24 protein-coding genes and 2 pseudogenes are annotated in these 18,105 nt (G+C 67.7%); 10 read left to right on the forward strand and 16 right to left on the reverse strand.

Annotated features, from left to right (window positions below; all coding sequences use genetic code 11):
* Together CWS39_RS04250 and CWS39_RS04255 are read left to right on the forward strand one after the other, a co-directional pair.
* Window positions 1-789, forward strand: coding sequence for a metal ABC transporter ATP-binding protein (locus CWS39_RS04250; RefSeq protein ID WP_102141656.1), 789 nt, complete (start codon window positions 1-3; stop codon window positions 787-789).
* Window positions 782-1,636 (forward strand): metal ABC transporter permease, encoded by an 855-nt coding sequence (locus CWS39_RS04255; RefSeq protein ID WP_102141657.1) that lies wholly within the window; start codon window positions 782-784, stop codon window positions 1,634-1,636. Before CWS39_RS04250 ends, CWS39_RS04255 begins: the two co-directional genes overlap by 8 nt.
* A gap of 55 nt (window positions 1,637-1,691) precedes the next feature.
* On the opposite strand, the gene CWS39_RS04260 is transcribed toward CWS39_RS04255, so the two are convergent.
* On the reverse strand, window positions 1,692-2,489 hold the full coding sequence (locus tag CWS39_RS04260) for a sulfurtransferase (protein ID WP_102141658.1): 798 nt from the start codon (window positions 2,487-2,489) through the stop codon (window positions 1,692-1,694).
* Window positions 2,490-2,503: 14 nt separating this feature from the next.
* Here CWS39_RS04260 and bluB point away from each other — a divergent pair, with 14 nt between their 5' ends.
* The 4 genes and pseudogenes from bluB (at window position 2,504) to CWS39_RS04280 (ending at window position 5,656) form a co-directional block, all read left to right on the forward strand.
* Entirely contained in the window at window positions 2,504-3,151 is a 648-nt protein-coding gene (bluB, locus tag CWS39_RS04265) for a 5,6-dimethylbenzimidazole synthase (protein ID WP_102141659.1), read from the forward strand.
* A gap of 9 nt (window positions 3,152-3,160) precedes the next feature.
* Window positions 3,161-3,919: a LamB/YcsF family protein gene (locus CWS39_RS04270; protein ID WP_102141660.1), complete on the forward strand. Its 759-nt coding sequence runs from the start codon at window positions 3,161-3,163 to the stop codon at window positions 3,917-3,919.
* Window positions 3,920-3,948: 29 nt separating this feature from the next.
* Window positions 3,949-4,947 (forward strand): permease, encoded by a 999-nt coding sequence (locus CWS39_RS04275; RefSeq protein ID WP_233213350.1) that lies wholly within the window; start codon window positions 3,949-3,951, stop codon window positions 4,945-4,947.
* A pseudogene (locus CWS39_RS04280) lies at window positions 4,944-5,656 on the forward strand (TIGR03943 family putative permease subunit). The gene CWS39_RS04275 and the pseudogene CWS39_RS04280 overlap by 4 nt, the downstream one beginning before the upstream one ends.
* Here CWS39_RS04280 and CWS39_RS04285 read toward each other — a convergent pair.
* From CWS39_RS04285 to CWS39_RS04295, 3 genes are read right to left on the reverse strand one after another with little or no spacing between them, the layout of a single operon-like run.
* Window positions 5,650-6,375, reverse strand: a complete 726-nt coding sequence (locus CWS39_RS04285; protein ID WP_102141661.1) for a (2Fe-2S)-binding protein — start codon at window positions 6,373-6,375, stop codon at window positions 5,650-5,652. The pseudogene CWS39_RS04280 and the gene CWS39_RS04285 sit on opposite strands and share 7 nt — an antisense overlap.
* Window positions 6,375-7,496: an ABC transporter substrate-binding protein gene (locus CWS39_RS04290; protein WP_102141662.1), complete on the reverse strand. Its 1,122-nt coding sequence runs from the start codon at window positions 7,494-7,496 to the stop codon at window positions 6,375-6,377. The genes CWS39_RS04285 and CWS39_RS04290 overlap by 1 nt, the downstream gene beginning before the upstream one ends.
* A complete protein-coding gene (locus tag CWS39_RS04295; RefSeq protein ID WP_199177967.1) occupies window positions 7,493-7,891 on the reverse strand; it encodes an ATP-binding cassette domain-containing protein in 399 nt (132 codons plus the stop codon). The genes CWS39_RS04290 and CWS39_RS04295 overlap by 4 nt, the downstream gene beginning before the upstream one ends.
* Before the next feature lie 3 nt (window positions 7,892-7,894).
* Here CWS39_RS04295 and CWS39_RS04300 point away from each other — a divergent pair, with 3 nt between their 5' ends.
* Complete coding sequence (locus CWS39_RS04300) at window positions 7,895-8,719, forward strand: CobW family GTP-binding protein (RefSeq protein WP_233213351.1); 825 nt, start codon at window positions 7,895-7,897, stop codon at window positions 8,717-8,719.
* Here CWS39_RS04300 and CWS39_RS04305 read toward each other — a convergent pair.
* From CWS39_RS04305 to rpmB, 5 genes are read right to left on the reverse strand one after another with little or no spacing between them, the layout of a single operon-like run.
* Window positions 8,709-8,969, reverse strand: coding sequence for a WhiB family transcriptional regulator (locus CWS39_RS04305; RefSeq protein WP_102141664.1), 261 nt, complete (start codon window positions 8,967-8,969; stop codon window positions 8,709-8,711). The genes CWS39_RS04300 and CWS39_RS04305 overlap by 11 nt on opposite strands.
* On the reverse strand, window positions 8,969-9,223 hold the full coding sequence (gene rpsR / locus CWS39_RS04310) for a 30S ribosomal protein S18 (RefSeq protein ID WP_102141665.1): 255 nt from the start codon (window positions 9,221-9,223) through the stop codon (window positions 8,969-8,971). The genes CWS39_RS04305 and rpsR overlap by 1 nt, the downstream gene beginning before the upstream one ends.
* The gene (locus tag CWS39_RS04315; RefSeq protein ID WP_102141666.1) at window positions 9,220-9,522 is read right to left on the reverse strand and encodes a hypothetical protein; all 303 of its coding nucleotides are present in this window, start codon (window positions 9,520-9,522) and stop codon (window positions 9,220-9,222) included. Before CWS39_RS04315 ends, rpsR begins: the two co-directional genes overlap by 4 nt.
* On the reverse strand, window positions 9,522-9,686 hold the full coding sequence (rpmG, locus tag CWS39_RS04320; protein ID WP_059101657.1) for a 50S ribosomal protein L33: 165 nt from the start codon (window positions 9,684-9,686) through the stop codon (window positions 9,522-9,524). Before rpmG ends, CWS39_RS04315 begins: the two co-directional genes overlap by 1 nt.
* The gene (rpmB, locus tag CWS39_RS04325; protein ID WP_102141667.1) at window positions 9,686-9,922 is read right to left on the reverse strand and encodes a 50S ribosomal protein L28; all 237 of its coding nucleotides are present in this window, start codon (window positions 9,920-9,922) and stop codon (window positions 9,686-9,688) included. Before rpmB ends, rpmG begins: the two co-directional genes overlap by 1 nt.
* 65 nt (window positions 9,923-9,987) lie before the next feature.
* On the opposite strand from rpmB, the gene mrf reads away from it, so the two are divergent.
* From mrf to CWS39_RS04340, 3 genes are read left to right on the forward strand one after another with little or no spacing between them, the layout of a single operon-like run.
* Window positions 9,988-11,166 carry a ribosome hibernation factor-recruiting GTPase MRF gene (mrf, locus tag CWS39_RS04330; RefSeq protein WP_102141742.1) on the forward strand — a complete coding sequence of 393 codons (1,179 nt, stop codon included), beginning with the start codon at window positions 9,988-9,990 and terminating at the stop codon, window positions 11,164-11,166.
* Complete coding sequence (locus CWS39_RS04335) at window positions 11,163-11,411, forward strand: type B 50S ribosomal protein L31 (protein ID WP_102141668.1); 249 nt, start codon at window positions 11,163-11,165, stop codon at window positions 11,409-11,411. Before mrf ends, CWS39_RS04335 begins: the two co-directional genes overlap by 4 nt.
* A gap of 10 nt (window positions 11,412-11,421) precedes the next feature.
* Window positions 11,422-12,345: an MBL fold metallo-hydrolase gene (locus CWS39_RS04340; protein ID WP_102141669.1), complete on the forward strand. Its 924-nt coding sequence runs from the start codon at window positions 11,422-11,424 to the stop codon at window positions 12,343-12,345.
* A gap of 1 nt (window position 12,346) precedes the next feature.
* Here the strand turns inward: CWS39_RS04340 and CWS39_RS29445 are convergent, their stop codons facing one another.
* From CWS39_RS29445 to cysS, 7 genes and pseudogenes are all read right to left on the reverse strand, one after another.
* On the reverse strand, window positions 12,347-13,270 hold the full coding sequence (locus CWS39_RS29445) for a helix-turn-helix transcriptional regulator (RefSeq protein WP_233213352.1): 924 nt from the start codon (window positions 13,268-13,270) through the stop codon (window positions 12,347-12,349).
* Window positions 13,271-13,315: 45 nt separating this feature from the next.
* Window positions 13,316-13,987, reverse strand: a complete 672-nt coding sequence (locus tag CWS39_RS29450) for a hypothetical protein (protein WP_233213353.1) — start codon at window positions 13,985-13,987, stop codon at window positions 13,316-13,318.
* Between the two features lie 45 nt (window positions 13,988-14,032).
* Complete coding sequence (locus CWS39_RS04350; RefSeq protein WP_102141670.1) at window positions 14,033-14,323, reverse strand: hypothetical protein; 291 nt, start codon at window positions 14,321-14,323, stop codon at window positions 14,033-14,035.
* Complete coding sequence (locus tag CWS39_RS04355) at window positions 14,290-15,435, reverse strand: flavin-containing monooxygenase (RefSeq protein WP_102141671.1); 1,146 nt, start codon at window positions 15,433-15,435, stop codon at window positions 14,290-14,292. The genes CWS39_RS04350 and CWS39_RS04355 overlap by 34 nt, the downstream gene beginning before the upstream one ends.
* Before the next feature lie 9 nt (window positions 15,436-15,444).
* Window positions 15,445-15,663: pseudogene (locus CWS39_RS30250) on the reverse strand (hypothetical protein); the annotation flags it as partial.
* 75 nt (window positions 15,664-15,738) lie between these two features.
* Window positions 15,739-16,683 carry a 23S rRNA (guanosine(2251)-2'-O)-methyltransferase RlmB gene (gene rlmB, locus CWS39_RS04365; protein WP_102141672.1) on the reverse strand — a complete coding sequence of 315 codons (945 nt, stop codon included), beginning with the start codon at window positions 16,681-16,683 and terminating at the stop codon, window positions 15,739-15,741.
* Window positions 16,684-18,075 carry a cysteine--tRNA ligase gene (gene cysS, locus CWS39_RS04370; protein WP_102141673.1) on the reverse strand — a complete coding sequence of 464 codons (1,392 nt, stop codon included), beginning with the start codon at window positions 18,073-18,075 and terminating at the stop codon, window positions 16,684-16,686. It abuts the gene before it with no gap.
* Between the last annotated feature and the right edge of the window lie 30 nt (window positions 18,076-18,105).

The raw sequence follows: 18,105 nt of genomic DNA on the forward strand, positions 1-18,105 counted from the left end.
GTGTCGCGCCGCGAAGTCGTCTCGTTGTCCGGCGCCCGGCTGGCCTTCGGCGACCGGGTGCTGTGGGACGGCCTCGACCTGACGGTACGTGCCGGTGACTTCGTTGCGGTGTTGGGGCCCAACGGAACCGGCAAGACCTCACTGCTCAAGGTGCTGCTCGGCCAGTTGCCGCTGAGCGCCGGCGACGTGAGCGTCGACGGACAGGTCGGATACATTCCGCAGCATCGCGGCGTGGACCGGGGGTTGTCGCTGCGCGGACGGGACCTGGTCGGGTTGGGCTTCGACGGGCACCGCTGGGGGATGGCGACGGTCCGCGGCCGTTCGGCCAAACGCGCCGCGGTGCAACGGGCGCTGGGACAGGTCAACGGCGGCGCGCTGGCCGACGTGTCGGTCGGCGTGATGTCCGGCGGCGAACTGCAACGGATGCGGATCGCCCAGGCGCTGGCCACCGACCCGGCGCTGTTGCTGTGCGACGAGCCGCTGTTGAACCTCGACCCGGCAAACGCGCGGCTGGTGGCCGCGCTGATCAATGCACGCCGCCGCGAGGCCGGTACCGCGGTGCTGTTCGTCACCCATGAGATCAATCCCGTTCTGCCGTATGTGGATCGGGTGCTCTACCTGGTCGACGGGCGCTTCCGGCTGGGCAGCGTCGAGGACGTGATGACGTCGGCGACGCTGTCGGAGCTGTACGGCACCGACATCGCGGTGGTGAAGGTCGGCGAGCAGTACGTCGTCGTCGGTGAACATGTCGACCACTCCGGTCACGCGAGCGGGCACTCCCATGACTGAGCGCCTGAGTGAGCTTTTCGCCAATCTGTTCGCCTTCGACATCACCGCCGACCTGCTGCGCCGGGACTTTGTGCAGCAGGCATTGCTCGCCGCCGCGCTGCTGGCGTTGGTGGCCGGGCTGATCGGGCCGTTCATCGTGATGCGGCAGATGTCGTTCGCGGTGCACGGGTCCAGCGAATTGTCCTTGACGGGAGCGGCTTTCGCGCTGCTGGCCGGATTCAACGTCGGCGTCGGCGCGTTGGTCGGCTGCGCGCTGGCGGCGGTGCTGTTCGGTGTGCTGGGTCAGCGTGCGCGCGAACGGGATTCGGCAATCGGCGTGGTGCTGGCATTCGGGCTCGGCCTGGCGGTGTTGTTCATCCATCTCTACCCCGGCCGTACCGGTACCAGTTTCGCGTTGCTGACCGGGCAGATCGTGGGCGTGGGCTATACCGGGCTGGCGCTGCTGGCCGTGGTGGTCGTGGCGGTGGTGGCTGTGTTGGCGGTGTCGTATCGCCCGCTGTTGTTCGCGACCGTCGACCCCGAGGTGGCCGCAGGCCGCGGTGTTCCGGTGCGTGCGCTGGGTATCGTGTTCGCCGCGCTGGTCGGGGTCGTCGCCGCGCAGGGCGTGCAGATCGTGGGAGCGCTGTTGGTGATGTCGCTGCTGATCACCCCGGCCGCGGCGGCGGTGCGGGTGTTCGCCTCACCGGTCGGCACGATCACGGCGTCGGTGGTGTTCGCCGAGATTTCGGCGGTGGGCGGCATCGTGCTGTCGCTTGCGCCGGGCGTTCCGGTGTCGGTGTTCGTCACGACGATTTCGTTCGCGATCTTCCTGGTGTGCTGGGCGATCCAGTCTGCGCGCCGAAACTGAGCTTGTGTTCGATATTTCTGCGAAATCTCGCACATAAGTTCATTTTCGGAGGGCTTTAGGCGCCGCGAGCCACGGGACGCGTCGGGTCAGAGCACCATTCCGACCACGAGCCCGGATACACCGCGGCGTCCACACCCTGCGCGGCGAGTGCGGCGACGACGACCGACGCGGTGACGCCAGATCCGCAGTAGACGCCGACGGGGCCGTCGACCTCGAGGTCGGGCCGGAATCGGCCGTTGTCGAGCACGCTGGTGCTCGGCAGGTTCCTGGCACCAGGGATGTGCCCGGCGACCGGGTCGATGGGTTCGACCTCACCGCGGAACCGCTCGGGCGCCCGCGCATCGAGCAGTGGCCCAGACGCCGCCTGCTCAGCCGTCAAGACGGGCAGTGCGCCGTGATACAGGTCGTCGTGGACGACCGCGATGTCGCCGGGTTCCGTTGTGACAGTGCCCGTTTCGAGCGTTCCGGTCCATGCGCTCAGCCCGCCGTCGAGGATGCGCACATCGGGAATGCCGGCGGCGGTCAGCACCCACCACGCGCGCGCCGACCCGGCCCGGTTCCAGTCGTCGTACACCACGGTCGGCACGCCGCGCCGCACGCCCCACCGTCGCGCGGCAGCCTGCACGCTCATGCCTGACGGCAGCGGATGACGCCCTCGCCCGGTCACGCTGTGGTCGGTCAGCTCGTCCTCCAGCGACACGTACACCGCGCCGGGCAGGTGACCGGCTTCATACGCGGCGCGGCCGTCGGGCTCGGTCAGCTGCCAGCGCACGTCGAGGATCGTCACCGGCAAGCCGGTATCGAGGCGCTGGGCCAGTTCCGCTGGGCTGATCAAGACGTCCGCGCACGCCACGACATGATGGTGCCATGACGGAGCATGCGTTCAGCGATGCGGAGCGGCGGGCGGTGTACCGGGCGATCGCCGAGCGACGCGACATGCGCCGTTTCGTGCAGGGCGCAAAGGTGCCCAACGACGTGCTGGCCCGGCTGCTGCAGGCCGCGCACGCCGCTCCGAGCGTCGGATTGATGCAGCCGTGGCGGTTCATCCGGATCACCGACACCACATTGCGGCACCGCATCCACGCGCTGGTCGACGAGGAACGGTTGCGCACCGCGGACGCGCTGGGGCGGCGGTGCGACGAGTTCCTGGCGCTCAAGGTCGAGGGCATCCTCGAATGCGCGGAATTGTTCGTGGTGGCGCTCGGCGAGGGGCGGCAGGCGCACGTGTTCGGTCGTCGCACGCTACCGCAGATGGATCTGGCGTCGGTGTCGTGCGCGATTCAGAACCTCTGGCTGGCCGCGCGTGCCGAAGGGCTGGGCATGGGCTGGGTGTCGATTTTCGATCCGCGCGCACTCGGTGAGCTGCTCGGGCTGCCGGCGGACGCGGAGGCCGTCGCGATCCTTTGTCTGGGTCCGGTGCCCGAGTTTCCGGACCGCCCGCAGCTCGAATTGGATCGGTGGGCCCTCGGGCGGCCGTTGGACGAGTTTGTCTCCGAAAACGGATGGGCCTCATAGGCTGGGCCCGTGGTGAGCGTCGACCTCAACGCCGACCTCGGCGAAAGCTTCGGGGTGTGGCGGCTCGGTGACGACGAGGCCATGCTCGAGGTGGTCACCAGCGCAAACGTGGCGTGCGGTTTCCACGCCGGCGACCCGGCGCTGCTGTTGCGGACGTGCAAGGCTGCGGCGGCGCGCGGCGTCAGGATCGGTGCGCAAGTCTCGTACCGGGACCTGGCCGGGTTCGGCCGCCGCTTCATCGATGTGACGGCGGAGGACCTGTCCGCCGACGTGATGTACCAGATCGGTGCGTTGCAGGCGCTGGCGCACGCCGCGGGGTCGACGGTTAGTTATGTCAAACCTCATGGCGCGCTGTACAACACGATCGTCAACCACGACGCACAGGCCCGCGCCGTCGCCGAGGCCGTACACGCTGTTGACCCATCGCTTCCGGTGTTGGGACTGTCGGGCTCGAAGTTCTTCGCGGAGGCACAGCGGCTGGGTCTGCGCACCGTACCGGAGGCATTCGCTGACCGCGCGTATCGTCCTGACGGGCAACTGGTTTCGCGTCGGGAGCGGAATGCGGTGTTGCACAACGTTGCCGACATCGCCGACCGGGTGGCGTCGATGGTCAAGTCCGGACGGGTGTTCGCAGTGGACGGCTCACCGATCCTGATTACCGTGGAATCCATTTGCGTGCACGGCGATACGCCGGGTGCGGTGCAGATCGCGCATGCGGTGCGCGACCGGCTGGTGTCCGAAGGCGTCGAACTGAAGGCGTTCGCGTAGCGGGGCCCAGCGCGCGTCGCTGAGGCAGAATGGCCGACGTGGCCGTGAACCAGCAGACAGCGCGCTGGCGGCTGGGCTCGATGCAGATCCTGGTCATCGGGGTCGTCGTGCTGGCGTTATCGGGCGAGGCGTTGCGTCGCTCCGTGATCGGGCAGCAGGATCTCGCGACGGCCGCGACGGTGTTTTCCGGCATCTTTGTGCAGGCCATCCCGTTTCTGGCGCTCGGGGTCGTCATCAGCGGCCTGGTCGCGACATTCGTGTCCACCGAGAGACTGGCGCGGTGGTTGCCGAAACGGCCGAGTGCGGCGATCCTCACCGCGGGCGTCGGCGGGGCGGCCCTGCCCGGCTGCGAATGCGGCTCCGTACCGGTCGCACGACGGCTGTATGGAGACGGCGCGATCGGGGCGGCCGCGCTGACGTTCATGCTGGCGGCGCCCGCGATCAACCCGGTGGTACTCGTGGCAACAGCTGTCGCGTTTCCCGGTCAGCCGCAGATGGTGGCGGCACGGTGTGCGGCGTCGCTGTTGACCGCGGTGATCATGGGCGCCGCATGGGCGAAGTTCGGCCGCGCCGAGTGGATCACCCGCCGTCTGCCGCAGCCACACCATGGCGAGGGATCGCGGTGGACAGTCTTCACCGAGGCCGCCCGGCACGACTTCCTGCAGGCCGCTTCATATCTCGTGATCGGAGCGGCCGCCGCGGGCGCGCTCCGCGTCATCGTCCCGCCGTGGGTCTACGAACATCTCGCCGGTCAGATCGTGCTCGGCATTCTGACGATGGCGCTGCTCGCGGTGGTGTTGTCGCTGTGTTCGGAAGCCGACGCCTTCGTTGCCGCCAGTATGACGATGCTTCCGCTGCTCCCGCGTTTGGTCTTCCTGGTCGTCGGCCCGGCGGTCGATCTCAAATTGTTCGCGATGCAAGCCGGCATGTTCGGTCGCGCCTTCGCTGTACGGTTCGCGCCGGCCACATTCGTGGTGGCGACGCTCGTCGCTACCGGCGTCGGGCTGTTGATGGTGGGCTCGCAATGACTCGGGAGACAGAGAACGCCATTCTGCTGCTGGTCGGCATCATCACCGCGATCATCACGGCACCACCGGGTCCTACACGAGGTACGTCAAGCCGACGCTGCTGCCGTGGCTTGCGGGCTCGGCGATCCTGCTGATCGTGCTGGCATTGGTTTCGATCGTTCGGGATATCCGGCAGGGATCAGCTCACGCATCACACGATGACGGCCACGCCCATCGAGCGGCCTGGCTGCTCGTCGTGCCAATCGCAGTGCTCGGCTTCATCGTTCCCCCTGCCATCGCTCCGGAAGCTGCCGCGCCGTCGGTCGTCGAGGTATCGACAGAGGTGCTACGGCGTCCGTTCCCGCCGCTGCCCGACGAGCGAGCCCCGTCAGTGCCGTTGCCCGAAGTGTTGGTACGGATCGCGCGGGATTCGGCGCGCACCCTCGACGGCAGGTTGATCACCGTAACGGGGTTCACATACAAGGCCGACGGGCGCACCGACCTGGCGCGCGTGGTCATCATCTGCTGCGCGGCCGACGCGACTCTCGCGCGCATCCGGCTCAGCGGACCCGCCGCGCCGAAGATTGCGAACTATCCTCACAACACCTGGCTGCGTGTCGAGGGCAAAGTCCCTGCAGGACAAGATTGGTCGCGTGGCGGCGCCATTCCTGTCATGGAAGTCTTCAGCGAGTCGCGCATCGATCCCCCCGCCAACCCCTACGCCTACTGACGAGCTGCCGACAGTGGGCAGTCCCCACAGTTGTCCCTGTGCCGCGTGCGATACCACAGGCAGCAGCTTCGACGCAGAACACTTCCGCCCGACGTTCGGACGAGCCGGTCAGCAAGCGGTGCCCGGGACAGGATCGCTGTCGTCACCGCGGTGAGCTCCTCGCTCGGTTGTCTGGCATAGAGCGTGCGAGTAGCGGAGACCAACGCCGAGGCCGCGTTCCCCCACAGCAGACCATCGGCAACACGCAGAACGGTGCGCAGTGCCGTGTGCAGATCGGCCAATACGTGGCCGGTCACGGTGTCAGCGATGAGCTCGGCCACCTCGTCGGCAGTCAGGGAGGCGCTGTCCCACGCGCGCACATCGGTGAGTGTCAGTTCGACCGTCCCGGGGGCGGCGACGACAAAGCCGAGCCCGCGCATATCGATGATCACACGCCCGCACTGCCATGCACCCAAGATCAGCGACCAGCATCGCGCGGCGACACCGTATTGCAATGTGAAAGCCGCGACTCGACCTTCGCGGGTGCCGAGCTGGTGGCCGATCGCGTCCAGCACCGAGTTGAGCCGACGCGGTTCGTACAACTGTTCAGGGGACAGGGGAACTGCCGATGCATCGCGGTGTTGCGCGAAGAATGGGCCAACCTCGGCGGCGACCGCCAGCGCCGCCTCCACGCGGTGGCGATCTGCCGAGAGAGGCTGCGGGTCGGCTTCGGTACGCATCAGCCCTCCGTCGGTGCCAGCCCGAAGCCGGGAGTGTCGACAAGGTCACCGAAGTGCTGCGGGTGCAGCTCCGCAGCGAGTGCCTCGATGCCGTCGACGATGCGGATGCCCGGGTTGACCGCCTCCTGCGGCAGGATCAGGAATCGGTTGTTGCGCACGGCCGGGACCGTGTCGATCCCGTCCATCGCCTTGAGAGTGTCGATCTTCTGCTGCCCCGTGGGCCCGCGGCCGTAGTCGGTGACCACGATCAGTTCCGGCGCGCGCTCGACGAAGGCCTCGAAGGAGACGTCCTCCCACATTTCCTTCAGGTCGGTGAACACGTTGACTGCGCCGGCGCGCCGGTACAGCTCCGGGACGATGGTCAGCCCCGCTCCGGTGCCGAGAGTGTCGGTACCCCAATCCCAACAGAAGACCGGCACCGCCTCCGCGTCCGCGGGAATGCGGTCAGCGACGCGGTCCAACCGCTGCTGCCAGTGTGCGATGAGGGCCTCGGCCCTTTCGGGCACGCCGAAGATGTCGGCGATCGCGCGCACATCACCGAACCACTCCTCGATGGTGGCCGGGGCCAGCGTGTCGTCCACGCGGCGGCAGGACTCGGACAGCACGTAGCTGGGGATCCCCAACTCGGCCAGGCTGTCTGGGTTGATGCCGGCGGCATCGAAGCCGTAATTCCAGCCGGCGAAGACGAAGTCGGGCTGCAGCCCAAGCAGAGGTTCCAGCGTGAAGTAATCCGGCCCAAGGGATTTCACCGCTGCATAGTCGTCGGTGAACGCCGCCAGCCGCAGCCGCTCCCCAGCCGCGGCGTAGCCGGCCATCCGATCCGTGAGACCGAGTGCGAACATCAGCTCAATCATGTTGTCGTCGTTGACGACCGCGCGTTCCGGCGCCTTGTCGAAGGTCACCGGCTTACCGCAGGACGACACCGTCACCGGGTAATGCCCGGGCGGGGTGTCGGCGGGCGGCCAGCTGAAATCCGATGTGACAGAAGGCAGGTCGGCGACGGCGGTGGCGCTGCGACGGTTTGTTTCCGCCGCCGCGTCCTGGGGGTCCGATCCGTCAGAGGCGCAGCCGCCGATGGCGAGGACTGCGGCGAGCAACGCGGCGGCCGAGGTGCGAATCATGCACAGTGCTCCTGGTTCGAGGTGGTGGATGGGTCGTCGCCGAATGGCGCTCCGGTGAAGTGGATCTCGTCCGGTGAGGACAGCAGTAGACGCAGGTCGCCAGTGCGCGGGTGGGAAACCTGGTCGACGCGCACGCCGAACACCGGACGCACGACCTCGTCGACGAGCACGTCGGCCGGGCGGCCTGCGGCGACGACCGCCCCGTCCTTCAGCACGACGACCTCGTCGCAGAATTCGGCGGCGAGGTTCAGATCGTGCAACGCGGCCAGCGTCGTGACCCCGAGCCGACGGACCAGGCGCAGCAGTCCGAACTGGTGGCGGACGTCGAGATGGTTGGTCGGTTCGTCGAGCACGAGCACCTGCCCGTCTTGGGCCAGCGCACGGGCCAACAGCACCCGTTGCTTCTCCCCGCCGGACAGCGTGGACCAAACTCACGGCTCGACCTCGACGCCATCATCGTCGAGGCCAGCGGCTTGGCCGACCCGGTCGCACTCGGCCGACTGATCCGCTTCAGCGGCGTCGCAGGTGTGCGGCCGGGTGGGGTGGTGGATGTGCTCGACGCCGTCACCCACTTCGACGTCGTGGACCGCGGCTCGACGCCGCCGGCACGCTACGGCGCGGCGTCCTTGGTCGTCGTCAACAAGCTCGACCTGATACCGGACGCCGACCGCGCTGCGACGCTCGAACGCGTCCGACAACGGGTCCACGAACGGAACCCGCACGCCCATATCGTCGGTACGGTCGGCGGGCGAATCGATCCCGCATTGCTGTTCGACCGATCCGAGACTGACAATGAGCCAGGCCAACTCTCGTTGCGGGAACTGTTCTTTGACGCGACGACGGACGCCGCCCCGAATGCGCATGCGAACGACAACCATGCCCACGCCGACTCGGTCACGGTGACCAGTACCGGTTGTATCGATCCGGGCAGACTTGTTGACCTGCTCGAGAATCCGCCGTCTGGGCTTTACCGGCTCAAGGGAACCGTTGCCGTGCGGTATCGCAACGCCGTGCGGAACTATCTCGTGAATCTGGTTGGCCCGTCAATCCATATCGCGACCGCTCCCCCGACAGCCTCACCGAACTGTCTCGTCGCCATCGGCATGCACCTCGACACCGACGACGTGCGCGACAAGCTTGACGCTGCGTTGCGCCCTCACGACGGGCCTGCGCCCGCCGGCGCAGTGCGCCGGCTGCAGCGGTATCGGCGCCTCAGCTTCTGATGCGGTTCCGTTCTCGCGGGGTGGTTTCACCCCAGATCCCATACGCCTCACCCGATCGCACCGCATAGGCCAGGCATTCCGGCCGGACCAGACAGTCGCGACAGATCCGCTTGGCGAGCTCCTCCCGCGCAGCCTTCCGCCTGCCTTTCTCGGCCTCCGACGCAAAGAAGATCTCAGTCGGCAGGCCACGGCAGCGGGCGCGCAGACGCCATTCCCATTCATCAGGGCGTGGTGCCCGGCGAGCCCGCATCAGCGCGATACGACGAACGGCAACAGCGCCATCTCCCGCGCGTTCTTGATCGCCAACGCAACCTGCCGCTGCTGCTGTGGGGTCAGCCCGGTGACCCGCCGAGAGCGGATCTTGCCGCGTTCCGAGATGAACGTGCGCAGAAGGTGGACGTCTTTGTAGTCGACGGTCGTCACTCCCAGTGCAGTGAGCGGATTCTTCTTCTGCTTCTTGATCTCTGGCGACGGCGGCCGACGCGTCCGTGATTTCTTGCTCATGTTTTCGCCCAATAGGTTGTGAGTGGATCGATTTGGTGCGCCGGGAAGTCAACCCACGCACGGGTTTCGCCGAACGTGACAAGGAAGTCGCCAGGTGCCTCCATGAAGCGGCGTGCATCCGCGGCGCGAGTGAAGCAGATGTGGGCGAGCTCGTCGGGGCCGCCCTGGCAGGAGAACTCCGTTGCCATGCCACGCGACCACAACGCCTCGAGGAGATCCCGGATGCCTTCATCTACCTCAACACCGTTCGAGGCCGTCACCTGGCGATGGGTGGTGTCCAGTCCACCGTCGACGGCCATCAACGCTCCTCGCGGAAATCGACGTGCCGTCGCACTACTGGGTCGTACTTTCGCAGAACGAGTCGATCCGGATCGTTGCGCCGGTTCTTACGTGTGACGTAGGTATAGCCGGTCCCGGCCGTTGATCGGAGTTTCACGATGGGCCGGATGTCGTTGCGCGCCATCAGATCTTCTCTCCACGACGACGCATCTGTGCGACGACGGCCTCGATCCCGTCGCGGTCGATGACCTTGATGCCCTTGGCGCTGACGCGCAGCTTGACCCGTCGGCCTTCGGACGGCAGGTAGTACGTCTTGGTCTGGATGTTCGGGTTCCAGCGTCGGCGGGTGCGCTTGTGCGAGTGCGACACCGTGTTGCCGAAGCCTGGCGCTCGGCCGGTCACCTGGCAGCGTGCGGTCATGGGTCCCCTTCCGTTCATACGCTAATGAAAATGATAATCGTTTTCATTTCGGAGGAGGGGTGGTCATGCGGACTCCGGTAGTCCTCGTGTGTGGCCAGGGCGACACCGGCGGCGTCGTCGACGTCCTGACCGAACGGCAGGGGACGGTGGTCGTCACTCACCGGTTCGACGGCCAGGTGGTCCTGCGCAGCGTCACTGCGCGAGGCGAGACGTCGGAGTGGCCTCTGGAGCTCAAGAAGGGCTGCGTCGCCTGTACCGTGCGCGACGACCTGCTGGTGCTGTTGCGACGGCTGCACCGTCGCAGCGATGTCCGTCGCGTCGTCATTCACCTGATGCCCTGGCTCGAACCCGAGCCGGTCTGCTGGGCGATCAACAACGTTCGGGTGCGCGTCGGGCCGGGCTACATCGACGGACCGGCGGCGCGCGACGTGCACATCGAGGCGGTCGTTACGTGCGTCGACCCGACGCACTGGCTGACTCAAGCCCTAGGCGACGACGAACTCGACGACGGGCGCACGGTCGCCCAGGTGGTCGTCGGGCAGGCCGAGTTCGCCGACGCGCTGGTGCTCACCGAGCCGGAGCCGAGAACGCTGGCGGTGCTCCGTCGCCTCGCACCTCGGGCCCGGCTGACGGTCGGGTCAGCTCGTGTCGAGATGGCACTCGCCAATCTCGAACCCGACAGCCGCCGCGGCCGCAGCGACAATCCGCACGATCCGTTGCTTGCCGGCGAGCCGTCGCTGTATCCGGACGGCGACGTTGGCCTCCTCGTGTTTTCGGCCCGACGTCCTTTCCATCCCGGGCGACTGCACGCCGCGCTGGATCTCCTGCTCGACGGCGTGGTGCGGGCCAGGGGCCGGTTATGGCTCGCCAATCGGTTCGACGACGCGATGTGGGTGGAGTCGGCGGGCGGTGGCCTGCGGTCCGAGCACGCCGGAAAGTGGCTGGCCGCAATGAGTTCCAGCGAGCTGGCCTATGTCGATCCGCAACGGCGCGCTCTGGCCGCGGCCGACTGGGATGACGAGGTGGGCGATCGCCACGTGTCGTTGACCGTGCTGGTGTGCGGTGCGGAACCCGAAGACATCGTGGAGGGCCTGCGTGAGGCGCTTCTGACCGACGACGAAATAGCCCGGCCACACGAATGGCGCTCGTACAGCGATCCGTTCGGTGATTGGCATGAAGACCCATGCGATGACATGGATGACATGGCCTCGCACCCGATCGGACAGCAGGAAGAGGACCGATGAAACCCGGTATCCACCCCGACTACCATGGCGTGGTTTTCCAGGACGCCACCACCGGCGAGGCGTTCCTGACGCGTTCGACGATCACGAGCCAGCGCACGATCGAGTGGGAGGACGGTCGCGTCTATCCACTCGTCGTTGTCGGCATCAGTGCCTCGTCTCATCCGTTCTGGACCGGTTCGCGACGCCACATCGACTCGGCGGGGCAAGTGGAGAAGTTTCGGCGGCGCTACGGAGACCGCGCTTAAGGTTGGCGCTATGCGCCTCAAGCTCGGCAGGCCGGACTTGGCCGACTATGCGGGCTACTTCGACGCGCCGAACGCCGAACCGGGCGCACCGTTGACGGTGACCTGGGCCGGGGTCACCACGCTGCTGATCGACGACGGTTCGTCGGCGCTGATGACCGACGGGTTCTTCTCGCGGCCGGGCCTTTTGACGGTCGGGGTGCGCCCGCTCAAGCCGTCCGCGCCGCGAATCGACGGCTGCCTGTCGCGGCTCGCTGTGGATCGGTTGGAGGCCGTGCTGCCGGTGCACACGCACTTCGACCACGCGATGGACTCCGTCGTCGTCGCCGAGGGCACCGGCGCGAAAGTCGTTGGCGGAGAATCTGCGTCGCAGATCGGCCGCGGTGGCGGCCTGCCCGAGGATCGCCTCGTCGTCGCCACACCTGGCGAACCGGTCACGCTCGGCGCCTACGACGTCACACTCGTCGAATCCGAACATTGCCCGCCCGACCGCTTTCCGGGCGTCATCACCGAGCCGGTCGTCCCGCCGGCGAAGGCGTCGGCCTACAAATGTGGCGAGGCCTGGTCGACGCTCGTCTGCCACCGGCCTACGGAAAAGCGGATGCTGATCGTCGGCAGCGCAGGTTTTGTCCCAGGCGCGCTGGCCGGCCAGCGGGCCGAGGTTGTGTATCTCGGCGTCGGGCAACTCGGTCTGCAGGCGAAGCGCTACCTCGTCGACTACTGGACAGAGACCGTGCGCGCGGTCGGCGCCCGCCGTGTCGTGCTCATTCACTGGGACGACTTCTTCCGGCCGCTGCACAAGCCGCTGCGGGCACTGCCCTACGCCGGCGACGACCTGGACATCACGATGGAGGTGCTCAGCCGGCTGGCCGACGAGGACGGCGTGGCGCTGCACCTGCCGACGCTGTGGCAGCGCGAAGACCCGTGGCGCGGTTGAGTCAAACCAACCCGTGCTCGTAGGCGTACGCGGCAGCGGCGGTCCGAGAGGTGACGTCGACCTTGGCGAAGATGTTGGACAGATGCCGGGCGACGGTCTTTTCGCTGAGCAACAGGCCGGCTGCGATCTCCGAGTTGGTCTTGCCCGCGGCCACCAATCGCAATACCTCGACCTCGCGGGCGCTCAGCCCGCCGGGTGCACACGGGTGCAGCAACGCCGCGGCTTCCCGCTCCGCGGGTATGGCGCCGAGTGCGGCGAAGGTCCGATGCGCGTTGGTCAGCTCTGCGACCGCGGAATCTTCGTCACCGAGCCCGCGTAGCGCCTGGCCGAGCAACAGGGCGCAGCGGGCGGACTCGTACGGTGCGCCGAGCTCGTGCCAAAGCCGACCCGCACCTCGGAGTTCTCCGATGGCGCCGGCATGATCGCCGCGCGCCAGCGCAACGTGTCCGGCCGCGCGGTTCGCCATCGCCCGTAACGCGACACAGCCGAAACCGCCTGCGATCTCCGACAATTCGGCACTGGTGTCGGCCGCCAAGTCCGTCTCGCCGGCGGCCAGCAAAACCTCGACTGCGGCCGGAAGTAGCTGCGAACGGTGCACGACGTCGCGGGGCTCGGCCAGGAGTCGCTTGATGGCGGCGACCGCCGCCGCAACTCGACCCCGGGCCAGCCACAGCAGCGCCAGACCCGGCTGCGGCTCATGACCGTAACCACGCGCCTGCTCGTACACGGCCTCCGCCGCATCGAACCACCCACGAATCCGTAGCACGTCTCCGCGTTCGGCCGCCGCGAGCCCGGCGGCCTGCACGGTATCCGCCTCGACATAGCGTTCGACGGCCTTCGTGAACTCCTCGATCGCCTCGTCGAATGCGCCCCGCAGCCGCATGATCTGGCCGCGGTGCACCGCGCACTGCCCGGTGAATGGCACCAAACTCGGCTGCTCATCGCACCACCTGGTCAGCGCCGTCGTCCATTAGGCGGCCCGACCGAAGTCCGAAACCTCCTGGCAGCCTTCGATCATTGTGCAGTAGACGTTGCCCGCGAAGATCGGCGACACGGCGCCGGTTGCGAGGCATGCCATCGCCTCGTCCAAGAGCACCAGCCCCTCAGAAACGCGCCCGTCATACATCGCGAGCCGTCCCTGGCTGCAGATGCCCATCGCCACCAGGTCGGGATCACCGAAGCGTCGGCCGTATTCGGTGATCTCGACGGCGCACCGGTGGGCGGGCGCGTACTCGCCGGCGAAAATATGCCTGTACATCAGGTGGATGAGCATGTAGCCGCGCTCGACCACGTCGCCCGGAATGTCGTCGAGCAGTCGCTGTGCCCGGGCCACCCAACCGCCGGCGACCGCCGGTTCGCCGGTGGTCGATAGCACCAGGGCGAGCCAGAACCCGCACCGAACGGCCGCGAGGGCGTCGCCGCCGTCCAGATGGATCTGGTAGGCGCGCTGCAACGCCTGGACGCAATCGTCTTTTCGACCAGTCAGATATGCGGCCGTCGCCAGGCGCGCAAAGTCGTCGCCGTCCAGCGCGGCGGCATCCCGGCTGGCATCGCCAAGACCGGACAGGGCCTCGTAGGCCGCCACCCACTCGCGACGCTCGTACGCCTCGCGAGCCCGGAGCAAATCGTCGACGACACCCACCGCGCGCATCACCCCTAGAAGGAGATTACGCGCAGGTGGAAGATCTCAGGCCGTTGTCGACCTGTCATCTGGGCCGCGCTGGCTCCACATCGCCCACGCGTCTCCCGCGTCACGCAGGTACCCGCGGACCGCGATGAACCCGAGGATGAGAAACGCGGAGGCGACGGCCGCCGCGAGATGCGCCAGTCCCCATCGCGTCGGATCGTGGGCGACGTGCTCGGCGACGGCAGCGTCGTCGGGCAGTCGGCCTGGAATCGGCGGATGCCACAGTAATGCCGCGGCAAGCACCACCGGGGCTATGGCTACGGTCGCCGCCCGGATCTTGTTGGTGTCCATGATGAGACCGCTTCCTTGACACCCGTCCGCGCCGCGGTGCGCGATGCGATTTTGCGTGCAACAAACTCCGCGTCGCGGCCGACGCCCGGGAAAATCATCGAGCTGAACGCGTACTGGAAACTCAAACCGCAGAAGAACAACCCGGGCGCCTCGTTGCACACCCCGCGGTACTCGCGCGGCCACCCGTCGGCACCGAAGACCGGTACCTCGATCCAGTCGAAGACCTGTTTGAACCCTGTGCACCAGATGACATTTCGAACGTCAAGCGCGGTGCCGTCGGCAAGCACCGGCTGGCCACCGGTCACCCCGGAAACCTGGGAGGTGTTGCGCCGCACGCCACGGGCCGCAAGATCCTGGCGTTTGACCCGTAGCATCGGTCCGCCGTGGAAACGGATGTGCGGCATCGCCTTTCGGCCGATCGGCGTCCGTCTGGTGACGATGTGGCGCCACGCGAATATCAAGACGGGCAATACGATGCGGATCCGTCGCGAGTCCCATCGCACCGGGATCTGACCGCAGTCGCGCCCACAGAGAATGGTCTGGTGTGTCAGCGCGGTCTCGTAGGCGATGTCGGTGCCCGAATGAGAAGCGCCCACTACCAGCACCGCGCCCGGCTGTAGTTGCTCAGGGCGTCGATACTCGCTCGAATGTAGTTGCCGGATAACGGGATCCAGCTCGGTGGCGAAGTCGGGAACTTTGGGCGTGCGGCCGAAAGTGCCGGTTGCCACGACGACGTTGTCGCAGGTGATGACGTCGTCGCCGATGAACGCCGCGTAGCCGCCGGCCGGCCGCGGCGTCAACCGGTCGACGCGGGTGCTCATGCGAACCGGCAGATTCCAACGAAGCGCGTACCGCTCTAAGAACTCGGCCACATCGTCGCGGCCGGGGTAGCTCCACCGATCCTGCGCCGGGAACGCCATGCCCGGCAGCCCGTCGTATTTTGCCGGCGAGTAGAGGCGCAGCGAGTCGTAGTGCCGGCGCCAGTTGTCGCCGATCCGCTCGTTCCCGTCCACGATCAGGACCGGCCGGTCGAACCGCTGCAGGTGGTATCCGGTGGAAAGGCCGGCCTGCCCGGCTCCGATGATCAGCGTCTCGATGTGCTGTGCTGTCATGCCGCAAGGCTAGGAAGCTGGGGCCATCAGCCGCGTCGGGCGGATTACCCATTTTCGATGGTGTGGCATGGGTGAATTGCCGCAGCCACGTGCCCGCCGCTCTTTGGCCGCCGGATTGCGTCCTTGTTCGAGGCGTTCGGCGATCCAGACCTTGATGATTGATTGGCGTCTGACCCCCAGGCGTTTCGCCTCGAGGTCCAAGGATTCGGTCATCCACGAGGGAAAGTCGACGTTGACCCGACGCTGATCGAGGCCGGGGCGTCGTACGCCGGCAAGGTCGAGCGGCTCTGAACGCCCTGAAAGCTAACCCCGGCGCTGGCGGGCGATTTCGGCCAGCACCACACCGGCGGCCACCGATGCATTGAGTGACTCCATCGGCCCGGCCATCGGAATCGACACGATCGCGTCGCAGTTCTCTCGCACCAGCCGCGAGAGCCCCTTGCCCTCCGAGCCGACGACAACCACCAGCGGGCCGGTCCCGTCCAGCTCGTCCAATGTGGTGTCCCCGTCGGCGTCCAGCCCGACGATCTGCAGACCGGCGTCAGCCCAATTCTTCAGTGCGCGATTGAGATTCGTTGCCCGTGCCACCGGCACCCGGGCCGCCGCGCCCGCGCTGGTGCGCCACGCCACCGCGGTCACCGATGCGGAGCGTCGCTGCGGGATCAGCACTCCGTGACCGGCGAACGCCGCCACCGAACGCACGATCGCGCCGAGGTTGCGGGGGTCGGAGATGTTGTCCAGCGCCACCAGCAGCGCCGGCTCCGCGGCCTCGTTGGCGGCCGCCAGCAGATCGTCGGGGTGGGCGTAGCGGTACGGCGGCACCTGCAGCGCGATGCCCTGATGCAACCCGTGGGCGCTCATCCGGTCCAGGTCGTGACGGGCCACCTCGAGAATCGAGATGCCGGAATCGGCTGCGATCCTTACGGATTCGGTCAGGCGCTCGTCCGCCTCGGTGCCCAGTGCGACATACAACGCCGTCGCGGGCACCCCTGCGCGCAGGCATTCCAGCACCGGGTTGCGGCCGAGCACGATTTCGGTGTCGTCGGTCTTCTTGGCGGCCCGGCCCTTGGCGGCCTTGGCGGCTTTGGCCGCGCGCTTGGCGGCGGGATGGCCCGGCCGCATGTGCGCGGGCGGTGTGGCGCCTCGGCCCTCCAGCCCGCGCCGACGCACGCCGCCGGAGCCGACCGTCGGCCCCTTCTTCGTCCCCGGTTTGCGCACCGCGCCGCGGCGTCGCGAATTGCCGGCCACCTACTTGCCTGACCCGTCGATCAGCGACCATTGCGGTCCGTCTGCGGTGTCGGTGACCTCGATGCCCGCTTCCTTGAGCCGGTCGCGGATCTGGTCGGCGGTCGCCCAATCGCGCCGGGCCCGGGCCTCGGCACGGCTTTCCAGCGCCCACTGCACCAGCACGTCGACGGCCGCCAGCGCCGCCGAGGTCTCGTCGCGCGACTCCCACCGCTCGTCGAGCGGATCGCAGCCGAGGATGCCCGTCATTGCGCGGATCGCCCGCGCCTGCGCCATCGCCGCCTCGTGGTCGCCGGAGTCGAGCGCCCGGTTGCCCTCCGCGCGCGCGGCGTGCACCTCGGCGAGTGCGATCGGCACCGATAGGTCGTCGTCCATCGCGGCGGCGAACCGCGGCGTCCACTCGCCCGGCACCACCGCGCCCACTCGGTTACGCACCCGGTGCAAGAACTCCTCGATGCCGCAATAGGCCTTGACGGCATCCTGCAGCGCCGTCTCGGAGAACTCCAGCATCGACCGGTAGTGCGCGCTACCCAGGTAGTAGCGCAGCTCGGCGGGTCGAACCCGTTGCAGCACAGCGGGAATGGCGAGCACGTTGCCCAGCGACTTGCTCATCTTCTCGCCGCCCATGGTCACCCAGCCGTTGTGCAGCCAGTACCGGGCGAACGGATCACCTGCCGCGACGGCCTGCGCGATCTCGTTCTCGTGGTGCGGGAACACCAGATCCATTCCGCCGGCGTGGATGTCGAACTCCGGGCCGAGGTAGGTCTCGCACATCGCGACGCATTCGGTGTGCCAGCCGGGGCGGCCCCGCCCCCACGGCGTCGGCCAGGACGGTTCGCCGGGTTTGGCGCCCTTCCACAGCGTGAAATCGCGTTGATCGCGTTTGCCTTTCGCGACGCCCTCACCCTGATGGACGTCGTCGATCCGGTGGCCCGAGAGCTTGCCGTACTCAGGCAGGCTCAACACGTCGAAGTACACGTCGCCGTTACCGGTATACGCGTGGCCGCGCTCCAGCAGCCGTTCGATGAGCTCCACCATCTGCGTGATGTGCCCGGTCGCCCGTGGCTCGGCCGACGGCGGCAGCACACCCAGCGCGTCGTAGGCGGCGGTGAACGCCCGCTCGTAGGTGGCGGCCCACTCCCACCACGGCCGGCCCGCGTCGGCGGCCTTGTTGAGGATCTTGTCGTCGATGTCGGTGACGTTGCGGATGAAGGCGACGTCGTAGCCCTTGGCCATCAGCCACCGCCGCAGCACGTCGAACGCCACGCCGCTGCGGACGTGGCCGATGTGCGGCAAGCCCTGCACGGTGGCGCCGCAGAGATAGATGGACACATGACCGTCGCGCAGCGGCACGAAGTCACGCACGGCGCCCGCCATGGTGTCGTAAAGCCGCATGCTATCGGTCACGACGCGCCAGCTTACCGG

Source organism: Mycobacterium hubeiense, from assembly GCF_002838065.1.
Classification (GTDB): Bacteria; Actinomycetota; Actinomycetes; order Mycobacteriales; family Mycobacteriaceae; genus Mycobacterium; species Mycobacterium hubeiense.